The organism is Flavobacterium rarum (SeqCode) (assembly GCF_965234445.1).
Taxonomy (GTDB): domain Bacteria; phylum Bacteroidota; class Bacteroidia; order Flavobacteriales; family Flavobacteriaceae; genus Flavobacterium; species Flavobacterium rarum.
Map to the genome: position 1 here is coordinate 711545 of NZ_OZ248479.1, position 13866 is coordinate 725410.

At 32.6% G+C, this 13866-nt stretch carries 17 protein-coding genes and 2 tRNA genes; 7 read left to right on the plus strand and 12 right to left on the minus strand.

Annotation, left to right across the window (positions count from 1 at the left end; all coding sequences use genetic code 11):
- Positions 1-53: 53 nt before the first annotated feature.
- Positions 54-1205 carry an 8-amino-7-oxononanoate synthase gene (locus tag AC8GF4_RS02935; protein WP_506592625.1) on the minus strand — a complete coding sequence of 384 codons (1152 nt, stop codon included), beginning with the start codon at positions 1203-1205 and terminating at the stop codon, positions 54-56.
- Between the two features lie 96 nt (positions 1206-1301).
- Between AC8GF4_RS02935 and AC8GF4_RS02940 the strand changes: the two genes are divergently transcribed.
- Positions 1302-1580 (plus strand): 4a-hydroxytetrahydrobiopterin dehydratase, encoded by a 279-nt coding sequence (locus AC8GF4_RS02940; RefSeq protein ID WP_506592626.1) that lies wholly within the window; start codon positions 1302-1304, stop codon positions 1578-1580.
- A 56-nt stretch (positions 1581-1636) separates the two neighbouring features.
- Here the strand turns inward: AC8GF4_RS02940 and AC8GF4_RS02945 are convergent, their stop codons facing one another.
- A complete protein-coding gene (locus AC8GF4_RS02945) occupies positions 1637-2125 on the minus strand; it encodes a DUF1761 domain-containing protein (protein WP_506592627.1) in 489 nt (162 codons plus the stop codon).
- Between the two features lie 177 nt (positions 2126-2302).
- Here AC8GF4_RS02945 and AC8GF4_RS02950 point away from each other — a divergent pair, with 177 nt between their 5' ends.
- From AC8GF4_RS02950 to AC8GF4_RS02965, 4 genes are all read left to right on the plus strand, one after another.
- Positions 2303-3157: a leucine-rich repeat domain-containing protein gene (locus AC8GF4_RS02950; protein ID WP_506592628.1), complete on the plus strand. Its 855-nt coding sequence runs from the start codon at positions 2303-2305 to the stop codon at positions 3155-3157.
- 202 nt (positions 3158-3359) lie between these two features.
- The gene (locus AC8GF4_RS02955) at positions 3360-4187 is read left to right on the plus strand and encodes a leucine-rich repeat domain-containing protein (RefSeq protein WP_506592629.1); all 828 of its coding nucleotides are present in this window, start codon (positions 3360-3362) and stop codon (positions 4185-4187) included.
- Positions 4188-4478: 291 nt separating this feature from the next.
- Positions 4479-4784: a hypothetical protein gene (locus AC8GF4_RS02960; RefSeq protein WP_506592630.1), complete on the plus strand. Its 306-nt coding sequence runs from the start codon at positions 4479-4481 to the stop codon at positions 4782-4784.
- A 255-nt stretch (positions 4785-5039) separates the two neighbouring features.
- Positions 5040-5894, plus strand: coding sequence for a leucine-rich repeat domain-containing protein (locus AC8GF4_RS02965; RefSeq protein ID WP_506592631.1), 855 nt, complete (start codon positions 5040-5042; stop codon positions 5892-5894).
- A 290-nt stretch (positions 5895-6184) separates the two neighbouring features.
- On the opposite strand, the gene AC8GF4_RS02970 is transcribed toward AC8GF4_RS02965, so the two are convergent.
- The 5 genes from AC8GF4_RS02970 to AC8GF4_RS02990 all read right to left on the minus strand — a co-directional run bounded on the left by AC8GF4_RS02970 (position 6185) and on the right by AC8GF4_RS02990 (position 7508).
- Entirely contained in the window at positions 6185-6439 is a 255-nt protein-coding gene (locus tag AC8GF4_RS02970; RefSeq protein WP_506592632.1) for a GIY-YIG nuclease family protein, read from the minus strand.
- 229 nt (positions 6440-6668) lie between these two features.
- On the minus strand, positions 6669-6932 hold the full coding sequence (locus AC8GF4_RS02975) for a GIY-YIG nuclease family protein (RefSeq protein ID WP_506592809.1): 264 nt from the start codon (positions 6930-6932) through the stop codon (positions 6669-6671).
- Complete coding sequence (locus tag AC8GF4_RS02980; RefSeq protein ID WP_506592633.1) at positions 6913-7167, minus strand: GIY-YIG nuclease family protein; 255 nt, start codon at positions 7165-7167, stop codon at positions 6913-6915. Before AC8GF4_RS02980 ends, AC8GF4_RS02975 begins: the two co-directional genes overlap by 20 nt.
- A gap of 53 nt (positions 7168-7220) precedes the next feature.
- Positions 7221-7293: transfer RNA gene (locus tag AC8GF4_RS02985), tRNA-Met, on the minus strand.
- A 142-nt stretch (positions 7294-7435) separates the two neighbouring features.
- Positions 7436-7508 (minus strand) — tRNA-Met (locus AC8GF4_RS02990).
- Positions 7509-7625: 117 nt separating this feature from the next.
- On the opposite strand from AC8GF4_RS02990, the gene era reads away from it, so the two are divergent.
- Positions 7626-8507 carry a GTPase Era gene (era, locus tag AC8GF4_RS02995; RefSeq protein ID WP_506592634.1) on the plus strand — a complete coding sequence of 294 codons (882 nt, stop codon included), beginning with the start codon at positions 7626-7628 and terminating at the stop codon, positions 8505-8507.
- A 396-nt stretch (positions 8508-8903) separates the two neighbouring features.
- Here era and AC8GF4_RS03000 read toward each other — a convergent pair whose 3' ends face one another.
- Positions 8904-9467 (minus strand): hypothetical protein, encoded by a 564-nt coding sequence (locus AC8GF4_RS03000; protein ID WP_506592635.1) that lies wholly within the window; start codon positions 9465-9467, stop codon positions 8904-8906.
- A gap of 74 nt (positions 9468-9541) precedes the next feature.
- Here AC8GF4_RS03000 and der point away from each other — a divergent pair, with 74 nt between their 5' ends.
- The gene (gene der, locus AC8GF4_RS03005) at positions 9542-10852 is read left to right on the plus strand and encodes a ribosome biogenesis GTPase Der (RefSeq protein ID WP_506592636.1); all 1311 of its coding nucleotides are present in this window, start codon (positions 9542-9544) and stop codon (positions 10850-10852) included.
- Positions 10853-10892: 40 nt separating this feature from the next.
- On the opposite strand, the gene AC8GF4_RS03010 is transcribed toward der, so the two are convergent.
- From AC8GF4_RS03010 to AC8GF4_RS03025, 4 genes are all read right to left on the minus strand, one after another.
- Positions 10893-11627 carry a DUF2490 domain-containing protein gene (locus AC8GF4_RS03010; protein ID WP_506592637.1) on the minus strand — a complete coding sequence of 245 codons (735 nt, stop codon included), beginning with the start codon at positions 11625-11627 and terminating at the stop codon, positions 10893-10895.
- 70 nt (positions 11628-11697) lie between these two features.
- On the minus strand, positions 11698-12111 hold the full coding sequence (locus AC8GF4_RS03015) for an RrF2 family transcriptional regulator (protein WP_506592638.1): 414 nt from the start codon (positions 12109-12111) through the stop codon (positions 11698-11700).
- A gap of 448 nt (positions 12112-12559) precedes the next feature.
- Entirely contained in the window at positions 12560-13393 is an 834-nt protein-coding gene (locus AC8GF4_RS03020) for a TPM domain-containing protein (protein ID WP_506592639.1), read from the minus strand.
- A complete protein-coding gene (locus tag AC8GF4_RS03025) occupies positions 13394-13831 on the minus strand; it encodes a TPM domain-containing protein (protein WP_506592640.1) in 438 nt (145 codons plus the stop codon).
- Positions 13832-13866: the final 35 nt, after the last annotated feature.

Consider the following 13866-nt stretch of genomic DNA (forward strand, 5'->3'; position numbering starts at 1 on the left):
ACACAAAATCTTTATTCTTTTCTCTATGCTCTATATTTTAAATTGAAATTTAATTACTCTTTAAAAGGATTTCTTTCTTGCCAAACCACTTCTGGCTCCAACCTAGGGAATATTTTAGGGACATATTTATTAATCTGTTTATTATTATGCTCCATAAAACCATACATTTCAATAGGAGTTGCACCTACCGAACTTTTGATTTCCAATGCCGTTCTAGAAAAAACAATTTCATTAAATCCTTTGTTAATGGAATATCCAATCATATCGTAAAGCATATTTAGATACAACATTTTTTCTCTTTGAATAGAATCATCATATCCTAAAAAATAGGTATCTATTGAATTTCCATTTTTGATCAAAGTATTGAATCCAATAAGTTCCTCATTTATAAAATAGCCATAAAATAAAAATTTATCATTAAATATTTCTTTTAATATTCTAAAATGATTTTTGGTTAGAAAAAAAGTATTAAAAGGTGCGCTTTTTGCAACATGATGGTATAAGTAGTAAATAGTATCTTCATACTTAATTATTTCTTCCAAGTGTAATTTTCTTTTCTCAATTCCGTCTCCTTTTTTACGTGCTCTTTTGTATTGATCTCTGTATTTTTTTGTTAAGGAATCAATATAATCTTGTTCTGTTTTCCATTGGTCGCGAATGGTAAAGTTCATATTTGGTTGTATGCAATATTTGTAGTTTTTATCAAATATTTCATTTTCAAAATTTTTCGCAGTTTTTTGATCGTAATCTTTATAAGTTGTAATGTGAACTTTCTTTCCCGAAGATTTAAATTTAAATTTTAATGCATCAGTTGCTTTTTTTAGTGCAATAAGACCTTCATTAGTAGTTATAGTATCCGAAAAAACAAAAGAGTTTTGACCTGTTAACATATTATTTCCTAAAATTAATATATGAGAGGCAAAGTTCTTTAAAATTAAATTCCGAATAGTGGCTTTGTAGCATTTGTCTCTGTCTCCAAAAGATTCTAAGTGATTTAAATCTAAAAACTGAGAAATTGCAATACCAACAAGTTCTTCGGCTTTAAACAGACCGATATAATGACAAATCATATTTGTTGGTGCCGATTTTTCTAATATTTCGAAATATTCTTTGGATAAAAAAATATTTTTACTGCCCAGATTATTCCAATTTTCAGGAAGTTGGGATTTGGTTTCGTAAATTTGATGAGAAAGAGTTGTTTCCAAAAAAGTTGGTTGATTTTTTTTTCAAAATTAATCAATAAAGTTAATTTTAATTGGAATTGTTATAATTTATCTAACTTTATATAAACTAATAAAAGAATGAAAACATATACAAAAGAATCAGGGGAAATCTTGTTGGAAAATTTGAAAGGTTGGGAATTCAAAGATAACGGAATTGAAAAGCAATTTAAATTTAAGAATTTCAATCAAGCACTCGGTTTTATTGTGCAAATGGGTGTCTTGGCAGAAAAAATGAATCATCATCCCGAATTGTTTAATGTCTATAGCAAAGTAAATATTCGCTTGACAACTCATGATTCTGGAGGTGTTACCGACAAAGATTTTGAGTTAGCCAGTCAAATTGAAAGTTTGTTTTAAATTTATAAAGCCTTATTTCTAAAACATTTAGAAATAAGGCTTTAATATTTTTTAATTTATACCCAACCGCAAATTAGGGACCCCATAATGGTTAGGGTAACTAACCAATAACCTGCATGTATCAAAATATATTTCCAAGATTTTCTTTCGAACAAACCGTTTATAGCTATCATCGGAAAAGCAAATAATAAACCAGACATTAATCCATGTAATGCGCCGTGCTTGAACGTTCTAAAAGCAGATCCGTAATCAGCCATAAAAGCTTTAAAAGAGGGTAAAGCTTCGTTTAATTTATTCGGACCACCGATCATTCCCATTGCACCAGTTTGATGAATTGTTAATGACATTTCGATTATAACGATAAAAAGAGAGAAAATAAAGGTCAAGCCAAATATCTTTAGCATATTTCCTTTTGCTAATTCCTCTTGTGTAAGCCCCGTTTCTTTCATCCAAGCAGTTCCAAATACTTTTGGGTGATACCAAACAAATCCAACTATTAATGTTGTCAATGCACTTACTAAAATTGCAATCCAATTCATTTCCATAATTAAAGGTTTTAAGGTTATTCAATCAAATGTACTCATTTTTTAGAAAACTTAAATATATAATAAAAGTAAATGAATACGTATGAATAATGTGTTTAAGTGTAGTATATCTATAAAATAAGTCATTAACCTTAATTTTGGCATGACTTTTGTTTCCCTTGATGAAAACAAATTATCATGAAATATATAATAACTTTATTTTTAACTCTTAGCTATTCTGTTTCATTGTTGGCCTCAATATCCAATGCTGAAAAAAATAGTTTGATAAAATTACATCAGCAAACTGCTGGTGAGCAATGGAAAGTAAAATTGGATTTGAGTACACCAATAGAAACTTGGTACGGAGTTAGAATACAAAATGATAAAGTAATTGCTATTAATTTATCCAATAATAATTTGAATGGAAATTTGCCTGTGGAATTAATTGGTCTTAAGAATTTAGAAGAGTTAAATTTATTTAAAAATAAAATTTCTGGACAAATACCAAATAATATTGGACAATTAAAAAACTTAAAAGAATTGAATCTTTCTTTTAATAAATTATCAGGTTCTATTCCAGTTTCAATTTGTGAAATAACACATTTGAATAAATTAATGCTTTTTATGAATAATCTTACTGGAGAACTTCCTAGTGAAATTGGAAACTTAAAAGAATTAGAAACTGTTTCTTTATTTAATAATGAATTATCAGGGCAACTTCCTGTTTCGCTTTATGATTTAAAGAATTTAAAACAATTGATATTAAGTAGTAATAAATTTTCTGGATATATAAGTTGGGATATTGATAATTTAAGCTCGTTGGAATCTTTGAGTTTGTTTGATAATAATTTAAATGGACAGATTCCTTTTAATCTAGTTAAACTGGACAATTTAAAAACCCTAAACTTATCTTATAATTCATTTTCGGGAATGGTACCTAAAGCATTAGCTCAAAAAGATGATTTTAATTTAACAATGCTAATTGAAACTGGAGTTGCATTTAAAATGAAAGTTTCTGATAATGAGTATGGTGTTTTAGCTGTAGACGAATAAGATTCTGCTTAATTTAAAAGTTAGTTGGTTAGGAATGGTTTGGTTTTAATGTTGGTGAATGAATTGGTTTTTTTTTAAACATTATTATTTTTTAGTAAGATAAGTACTTCCTAAAAAATTAAATTTGTTAATTCGCCGATTTATTTTGTTTATTAGCGAACTTTTTAAGTATTTTTGATGTAATGAATTTTAAGCAAAGCAAATGAATAAAAAAATTACTTTACTATTATCGGTCTTTTTTTCACTTTCTGTTTTTGCTACTGTATCACAAGCTGAAAAGGATATTTTGATAAAACTAAATCAAACTACCAATGGGAGTAAGTGGATAAAGAAGTGGGATCTTTCATTACCAATGGATAAATGGTATGGAGTAAAAGTAGTAGATGATAAGGTAGTTTCTTTAAAGTTAAAAGGTAATAATCTATCTGGACGAATTCCTGTTGAGATTAGTGACTTGCTGAATTTGCAAGAGTTGGATCTAGGGTTCAATTTAATAAATGGAGAGATACCTCTTAATATTGGTAATTTAAAATCATTGACGGTTTTAGATCTTTCCAATTGTAGATTGACAGGTTTTATGCCTCTTTCTATTTGTACACTTTCAAATTTAAAAGTGCTCGCATTAGATCGAAATATTTTGTCTGGAGAACTGCCTCCACAAATAGGTAAACTTACGAACTTAGAAAATTTTTCTCTTTATGAGAATTCTTTTAAAGGACAATTGCCTGTTTCTTTCTACAATTTAAAAGCGTTGAAATCGCTTTCTTTGTATAGTAATAAATTTTCTGGTCCATTAAGTCCGGCAATAAGTAATATGGTGTTATTAGAAAATCTTCACCTTTTTGATAATGATTTTAAAGGAAAGGTTCCATTGGAATTAGAGAAATTAGTACATTTAAAAAAAATGAATATTTCTTATAATTTGTTTTCTGGTTTAGTGTCTAATAAATTGGCAGTATTGGATAAATTGAATTTGACTATGCGAAATGAAATAGGAAATGTTTTTTCTCTTCCTGTAATAAAAGAGTAATGTTCTAATTTAAAGATTAGAAATATAAAGAAAGTTGTTTGTTTTAATACATTTAGTTAGAATACCCTGTAACTTCATACTTTACAGGGTTTTTCGTTTTTATTTTAGGAGTATTGTTCTTAACTATGGTTGTGTAAATTTTCATTAAGGATTTATTTTATAAAGTTTTGATAATTTAATGGTTGTTTATATATCAGTTTTGTTTTTTTTTATAACTTTAATTCAGAATTTAATCAATCAAGAGTTGAAAACTATAAAAATTAATTTAACCACACTTTAATCTTAAATAATATGGTAGTACAGTATCAAGGTGAACAAAATGGAATTCCGACACTATTCACTTTAAGAATAATCGGAAACAATCTATCAAAAAGCAGTTCAAATTACCAAATTGACTTATTGGTAGCCGACAATCAGTTGCCAATTTTTACGACATTAATTCATCAGAGTTTGTCAAATTGTCTAAAAGAAATTTACTTGTTTAGAAAACACAATGGTATCAAATTGAATGCTACTTCTGAGAAAGTGGCACCTAATTTAGTTCCTTATGATTTGGTTTTGTACAATGCTCACAAGCAAGGTTTGTTTGCAATATAAACCTGTTTATTAAATGTATAAAAAGACTGCTCAATTTGACCAGTCTTTTTTTTGTGGGGGGGGAATTTCATTATTTTCTATAATAACAAAAATAATAGTTCTGATGCTTTTACTTGATATAATTTTAAATGATATTTGACGATTATAAAGTAATAAATTACATATAAAAATAAAATAAAAGTGTATTTCATCGGTAAAATTTGCATTTAAAATTAATTTATTTTACTTTTAATCTGTTGTTTAAATATATAGATCATGAAAAATAGCGTTACATTATTTCTTACTGTTGCCTTTTCGTTGTCGATAATGGCAAATGTATCTGTTTCAGATAAAAAGGTATTAATGCAATTGTATAAGTCTACTGACGGTTTGCATTGGAAAACAAAATGGGATTTAAAAGCTCCTGTTGAAACTTGGTATGGTATAAAGGTTGAAAATGATAAAGTGGTCGGTATTGTTCTGACCAATAATAATTTAGTGGGTACATTGCCAGATGGAATAACTAATTTGAAAGATTTGGTAGAACTGAATTTTTTTAAAAATCAAATTTCAGGAAAAATACCAAGTACTATCGGGAAATTAAATAACCTGAGAGTTTTGGATCTTTCTTTTAACAAATTGTCGGGTGAAATTCCGAATTCCATTTGCGAAATACCACACTTGAAAACCTTGAATCTTTTCATGAATAACCTATCAGGCGAATTACCGACTCAAATTGGAAATTTAAAAGAATTGGAAACTGTTTCGCTATTCAATAATAAGTTGTCAGGAGATCTACCAGATTCGCTATATCAGTTAAAAAATTTAAAACAACTTATTTTGTGCAGTAATAATTTTTCTGGAAGCATTAGTTGGAATGTAGAAAATTTGGAATCCCTAGAAAATTTAAGTTTGTTTGATAATAAACTAAATGGTCAAATTCCGTTTAACATGGTAAAAATGGAAAATTTGAAAAATTTGAACTTGGCATACAATTCGTTTTCGGGAGTAGTACCTAAAGCTTTAATACAGAAAGAGGATTTTAATCTCACTATGGTAAATGAATCGGGTGTAGCTTATCAAATGGAAGTGTCCAATTCGTCAAAAGGAGTATTGGCAGCAGATGAATAATATTTTAAAATTATAAATTAAGCCTGTAATTAGATAAAATTAGTTAGTTGTTTTTAGAAAAGCACAATGGTTTTTGGACTGTTGTGTTTTTTATTTTTATTTTTTTTTAATTAAGAGTGTTTAATTTTAAAAGATTATGAAAAGAAGTGCAAAAGATAAAAAATGAAGGAGCGAAGCAAGCACTTTAGTTTTGTGGTATAAAAAAAGCTTCAGATTTCTCTGAAGCTTTTCTAGTAGCGGGAACAGGACTCGAACCTGTGTCCGCAGCGGCGGATATGAGCCCTCCTTTTTTATAAATTCTGAATGAGATTTTGAATAAATTCCCTTCCTATGCCAGATTTTAATTGCTTTTCTCTTTTCATGGCTTCGGTTTTGGAAATAAAAAATTCAATATGAATTACTTTCCATGGTCTGAATTTTAAGGTATAGCCTTTAATGCCTAAATGATTGTGGGATTTGAAACGTTCCATTAAATTGGACGTGAAGCCAGTGTAATTCTTATTGAATTTTTCGGAATATAAAATGTAAACAACGAATTCGTCCATAATAAAGTATTTTAAATGAAAAAAAGCTTCAGATTTCTCTGAAGCTTTTCTAGTTGCGGGAACAGGACTCGAACCTGTGTCCGCCGCGGCGGATATGAGCCCTCCTTTTTTATAAATTCTGAATGAGATTTTGAATAAATTCCCTTCCTATGCCAGATTTTAATTGCTTTTCTCTTTTCATGGCTTCGGTTTTGGAATTGAAAAATTCAACATGAATAACTTTCCATGGTCAGAATTGTAAGGTATAGCCTTTAGTGCCTAAGTGATTGTGGGATTTGAACCGTTCCATTAAATTGGACGTGAAACCAGTGTAATTCTTATTGAATTTTTCGGAATATAAAATGTAAACAACGAATTCGTCTATAATAAAGTATTGTAAATGAAAAAAAGCTTCACAATACTGTGAAGCTTTTCTAGTAGCGGGAACAGGACTCGAACCTTTGTCCGCCGCGGCGGATATGAGCCCTCCTTTTTTATAAATTCTGAATGAGATTTTGAATAAATTCCCTTCCTATGCCAGATTTTAATTGCTTTTCTCTTTTCATGGCTTCGGTTTTGGAATTGAAAAATTCAACATGAATAACTTTCCATGGTCTGAATTGTAAGGTATAGCCTTTAGTGCCTAAGTGATTGTGGGATTTGAACCGTTCCATTAAATTGGACGTGAAACCAGTGTAATTCTTATTGAATTTTTCGGAATATAAAATGTAAACAACGAATTCGTCCATAATAAAGTATTGTAAATGAAAAAAAGCTTCAGATTTCTCTGAAGCTTTTCTAGTAGCGGGAACAGGACTCGAACCTGTGACCTTCGGGTTATGAGCCCGACGAGCTGCCTACTGCTCTATCCCGCGATGTGCGTTTTGTATTTTATTGAAATTCTTAGTAGCTGTAAATGAAGTTGAATCTGTGTCCGCCGCGGCGGATATGAGCCCGACGAGCTGCCTACTGCTCTATCCCGCGATGTGCGTTTGTAATTTCAATAAATTAACTTAGTAGCGGGAACAGGACTCGAACCTGTGACCTTCGGGTTATGAGCCCGACGAGCTGCCTACTGCTCTATCCCGCGTTGTTTCGGGTGCAAATATACGACGAAAAACAACACTTTCAACAAAAAATTTAAAAAATGTTTTATTTTATCTATTGACTTGATATGACTACCTTTGCACCATAAATTTAAGTAGAAATGTCACATAAAGCAGGTTTTGTAAACATCATAGGGAATCCAAACGTTGGAAAATCAACACTAATGAACGCCTTTGTTGGTGAAAGGTTGTCCATTATAACGTCAAAAGCACAAACAACACGTCATAGAATTCTGGGGATTGTAAACGGAGAAGATTTTCAAATGATTTTGTCGGATACGCCAGGAATCATCAAACCGGCCTACGAAATGCAGGAATCGATGATGAACTTCGTAAAATCCGCTTTTGAGGATGCTGATGTTTTAATCTATATGGTAGAGATTGGGGAGCAGGAATTGAAAGACGAAGCTTTTTTTAATAAAATCATCCATTCAAAAATTCCAGTGTTGTTATTGTTAAATAAAATAGACAATTCAAATCAAGCTCAGTTGGAAGAGCAAGTGGCGTTTTGGACTGCTAAAGTTCCAAATGCCGAAATTTATCCAATCTCGGCTTTGCAGAATTTTAATGTTCCTGAAGTTTTTCAGAGAATCATTTCATTATTGCCGGAATCGCCAGCGTATTATCCAAAAGATCAATTAACAGACAAACCGGAGCGTTTCTTTGTAAACGAAACAATCCGTGAAAAAATATTATTGAACTACAGTAAGGAGATTCCGTACGCAGTTGAAATTGTAACCGAAGAATTTTTTGAAGATGAGAATATCATCCGCATTCGTTCTTTGATTATGGTGGAGCGCGATACTCAAAAAGGAATCATTATTGGCCACAAAGGGGCTGCATTGAAAAAAGTAGGAATGGATGCTCGTGCCGATTTGGAGAAATTCTTCGGAAAACAAATCCATATTGAGTTGTACGTAAAAGTGAATAAAAACTGGAGAAGCAATGCAAATATGTTGAAGCGTTTTGGGTATAATCAATAAGTAGTGTTCAATGTTCAGATTTTTAGTATTCAGTGAATTTGTGGACTTGTTAAAAGTTGAAAAATAAAATAGTAAAAATCAGTATTAGAGTTTGTCTCTAATGCTGATTTTTTTTTGCCACAGATTGTAAGTGTTAAACGGTTTTTTACGGATGTTTTTGGAATCGGTGAAATGGTTTGATAGTAAAGTTTAAAGCGAAATAAATATAAAATCAGTATTGGAATTTTGTTCTAATGCTGATTTTTTTTAGCCCAGATCGAAATGGAAACCCCACAGTGAAAAAGGGTTGTTGTTCCTGTGGTTGCTGAGCGACTGCAAGAAGCTCGAGCAAGCGCATTGAAACAACTCCTTTTTGAGCGAGGAGTTGCAATGGAGAGCTGGATTGGCTTCTTATTATTAGGATTCTATAATTTCTAAAAATACTTTTTCGATATCGTTCATTTGTTTTTCGCCGTTACTTCGGATTTGTTTGGCGATGACGTAGAGTAAGAACCACGCAAAAACCATGAGAGACATCACGACGAAATCGCCCATTGTAGATTCTTTTATAATGTAATGAGAATAAGCAATCCCACTAAAAATGATGAAAGTTCCCGCTATCATAAAGTGTAAGAACATAAAAAAGGTCCATAGATCGGGGTCGGGACCAAATAAACCTCGAATGTGGGTTTGGTTATCGCCTTTGGATTCCATTTCGAGATGCAGATGCGGTGACCAATAGGCTTTTTTTGTGCCTTTAATGTTGATCCAAATGTGGTATTCTTTTATTTTTAATGCGTAATCAGGAGAATTGGTGTTTATAAATAGTATGAACTTTTGACGCAGAGAATCGATGTCTTGATTGACATCTTTGTAGAATCGCAAACGCAAACGGATCTCATTGTTGGTGCCCATAATTATAGAAATGAAGTAGTTAAGTTGATAAGGTTGCGCTAATATACCAAAAAAATTGATAATCATGGTTTTAAACACTACCTTTGCAACCCGAAACTGGAAATCAGTATTCGGGAAAAATTAATGTTTTAATTTATATTATGAACAATATTGTTGCGATAGTAGGAAGACCTAATGTAGGGAAATCAACCCTTTTTAATAGGCTGATACAAAGAAGAGAAGCTATTGTAGATTCGGTTTCTGGGGTAACCAGAGATAGAAACTACGGTAAAAGCGAGTGGAACGGAAAAGAGTTTTCTGTGATTGATACGGGAGGATACGTTCGCGGATCGGATGATGTTTTTGAAGGTGAGATCCGTAAACAAGTAGAATTGGCTATCGATGAGGCCGATGTTATTATTTTTGTGGTTGATGTTGAGGAGGGAATTACTCCGATGGATGATATTGTTGCGAGACTTTTGCGTAAAGTGAAAAAACCAGTATTGTTGGCTGTAAATAAGGTGGATAATGCCATGCGTGAAAAAGACGCTATTGAGTTTTATAACCTAGGATTAGGAGAATATTACACTTTTGCAAGTATTTCCGGAAGTGGAACAGGAGATTTATTGGATGCATTGATTGATGCTTTTCCAGTGAAGCCGGAGCCAGTGCAAGAAGAAGTGGTTTTGCCTCGTTTTGCTGTAGTAGGTCGCCCTAATGCAGGGAAATCAAGTTTTATCAATGCATTGATTGGTAAAGAACGTTTTATGGTTACGGATATTGCGGGAACAACTCGTGATGCTATTGATACGAAGTTTGACCGTTTTGGTTTTGAATTCAACTTGGTCGATACGGCAGGAATTCGTCGTAAAGCGAAAGTCAAAGAAGATTTAGAGTTTTACTCGGTGATGCGTTCGGTTCGTGCCATTGAGCATGCGGATATTTGTATTTTGATTATAGACGCAACCCGTGGATTTGAAGGTCAGGATCAAAGTATTTTTTGGTTGGCCGAAAAAAACCGAAAAGGTGTTGTGATCTTGGTAAACAAATGGGATTTGGTAGAAAAAGAAACGATGTCAACCCGTGATTATGAAGAGAAAATCAAAAAAGAATTAATGCCATTTACAGATGTGCCGATTCTTTTTGTGTCGGCTTTGACCAAACAACGTTTATTGAAAGCATTGGAAGCGACAGTTCAGGTTTTTGAAAATAGAAAGCAACATATTGCAACTTCTAAATTCAATGAGTTTATGTTGAAAGTGATTGAAGCGTATCCGCCACCTGCAACTAAAGGGAAGTATGTGAAAATTAAATATTGTATGCAGTTGCCAACACCAACGCCTCAGTTTGTGTTTTTTGCCAATATGCCACAATACGTTAAGGAACCTTACAAACGTTACCTTGAAAATAAAATTAGAGAAAAATGGGACTTCTCAGGAGTGCCAATAGATATTTATATTCGTGAGAAATAAAACTAGAACGTCCCGAAGAAATTCGGGACTTTTTTTTGTTCTATTTGTTAAGTTTTATTTTATGAAATAAGGTAAACCGAATAATATCTCGGTCAAAATAATCTACCCCATTAGCTCGTTGTTGGAAACTTTTTAGATAGCCCAATTCTATCGCACTATTTTTGTTGATCCCATATTGCAACGCAGTGTAAATTCGGTTTTGGTCGAAAGTGTTTTTGACAATATTTTTACCACCATTAATCATCAATTCATCGTACACAATTACTTTCAAATATTGGTTTTCTTTTTTCCAACAAGAATATTCTCCTTGAAGTCGGTATCTGAATCTCCAAAAGAACGTAGTTCCCGACAGTAGTTCTTCTTTGTTTGCATTTTGAAAAAAACGTTCTTCGACTTGAAAACGTTGGTTCAATGTAAAGTTGCCAAATTCTTGTTTCCATGTAATATCCTGTTGTCCTCTGTACTCGGGTATTTTAAAATCAAAAGCAACATCAGGATCTTGTGTGGTTACTGAGAAATAGACCAATCCTCCACCAACTTCTATATTCGAATTGATTTTGTAGCGACCTTGCAATCGAATTACAAACAAATTCTGTTTCGTCGGATTCAAAAAAATCCGGTTGTCAAATTCAGTATGTACTGACCATTTGTTGTTTATTGTTAATTGGTTGTAATAGCGAGTCCAAAGTAAACTTTGATGATCTACATTTTTTTCGGTTTGGGCTTTAGAAGTAAAACATACTAGTAAAAGACAAAAGATTCTGATGGTTTTCATTGAGTTTATTTCGTTTTCGACAAATATATAACTAATTCTATAAAACTAGTAGAGTTTAAAATATATTTTTTTATTTTTTTACCAATGAGGCAATTGTAATACCTTGCATGGCTTTCAAAGTTTCGTCCCGAATAGCTAATAACCCGTGTCGTAACGAGCATTCAGACTCGCTTACACAATCCGAGCAACGTTCGTAGAAGTTTAAAGAGGCGCAGGGAAGTAAAGCGATTGCCCCATCAAATAATCGATGAATATCAGCCAATGTGATCGTTTCTTTGTCTTTTAAAAGGTAATATCCACCATATTTTCCTTGCTTGCTGCCTACAAAGTGACCTCGCTTTAAATCCAAAAGTATTTGTTCTAAAAACTTTTTAGGGATTGAAGCACCTTCTGCAATTTCAATGGTTCTTGAAATGTGATTTTCATCTTGTTGTGCTAAGTAAAGAAGTGCTTTAAGGGCATATTTGGTCTTATGTGAAAGCATATTGGCGGGTTAATGTTTTTACAACAAATACAAAAACAGATATTATTTTTTTAAAGAATCAAATATAGCTTTTTTTTTAAATTTTTAAATTTAATTTTTGGCACAAAAGAAATAGAAATGTTTTTGTTTTATTACTACTATCTAAGCATAGAGTTTACTGTAATAAAACAATCTTTTTTCCTTTCTTATTCAAATCAAAAAGAAGCTTTAGCCCAGCTATGCTTTTTTTTCTAATTAAGAAAAATCTTTTATTTTGTAGTAAATTCTAACTTAAATGGTATAAGGAGCTTTATCCAGCCATCCGCTATATCTTTCTAATCCCGATGAAAAATCGGGACAAGAAAGGATGCCGCTTCTGTCTGGGCTAGGGCGTCAGTTTTCAAAACAAAGATATTTTTAAAACACAAAAGAGAGTCCATATTGAACTCTCTTTTATATTTATATGTTTTTACCAGCCTCCGCTTGAACCTCCACCGGAGAATCCGCCTCCGCCAAAACCGCCTCCGAAGCCGCCTCCGCCACCGCCTCCAAAGCCACCGCCTGAAGATCCTCCAAAACCTCCTCCGCCACCTCTGCCAAGACTGCTTAGGATAATGACATCGAGTAGGCTAGAGCCAATTCCTCCGCCATGATTTCCTGAATTTCCGCTACCGCCTCCTTTATTTCTTGAAAATAAAAACAAAACGATGGCCACAATAACAATGATAGGTAAAATTGGAAAGTTTTTTCCTTTGGTTTGTTTGCGTTCGCCTTTGTATTTGCCTTTGAAGACATCAAAAAGAGCGTCTGCACCTTTGTCTAATCCGCTGTAATAACTACCCGCTTTAAACTCGGGAATGATAATATTTCTAATTATTTCTCCTCCAATTCCTGCAGTCAATCGATCTTCCAAGCCGTAACCCGGGTTGATAGCTATTTTTCTTTCTGCTTTAGCCAAAAGAATGATAACTCCATTGTCTTCTTTGGCTTGTCCTAAACCCCATGTATGCGCCCATTTAGTGGCTAGTATGCTTACATCCTCGTTTTTTAGGCTCTCTATTGTAATGACTACAATTTGAGTAGAGGTTGAATCAGAATATCGGATAAGTTTTTCTTCGAGTTGTGATTTTTCCTCTGGGCTTAAAACATTGGCATAGTCATAAACCGAGGTTTGAAAACTAGGCTTCTCTGGTATTGTAAACTGAGAGAAAATGCAATTGCTCGAAAAAAGTACAAGTAATAAGAACAGGGATTGTAAAATTCCTTTCGAATTTGATTTTTTCTTTGTTGGAATTTTCATCATTTATCCTTTTGATATTTCGTTTGATAATTCGTTGGTGTCGCCTTCTTGCCAAGGAAAATGCTTTTGTAATCGGTCTCCGGCTCTCAGTATTCCATCTACAAGGCCTTGTTTAAAATTGTTTTGTTTGAATTGAGTAACCATTGCATCTCTAGTACAGTTCCAAAAATCAGCTTCAACAATATCGTTGATACCTTTGTCACCACAAATCACAAAGGTTTTATCTTCGACGGCAAGATAAATCAAAACTCCATTTTGAAGTTCTGTTTCGTCCATTTTCAATTCATGAAAAACTTCCATGGCGCGATCATATGCATCAAGGGAAGTGGTTTTCTCAATATGAACTCTAATTTCGCCAGAAGTGTTTTTTTCGGCTATTCGAATAGCTTCTACAATTTCCTGTTCTTCTTCTTTGCTTAAAAAATCTTCTACTTTTGACATTGTATAGTTTTTAAAAACCCCGCCATGGCGGGGTT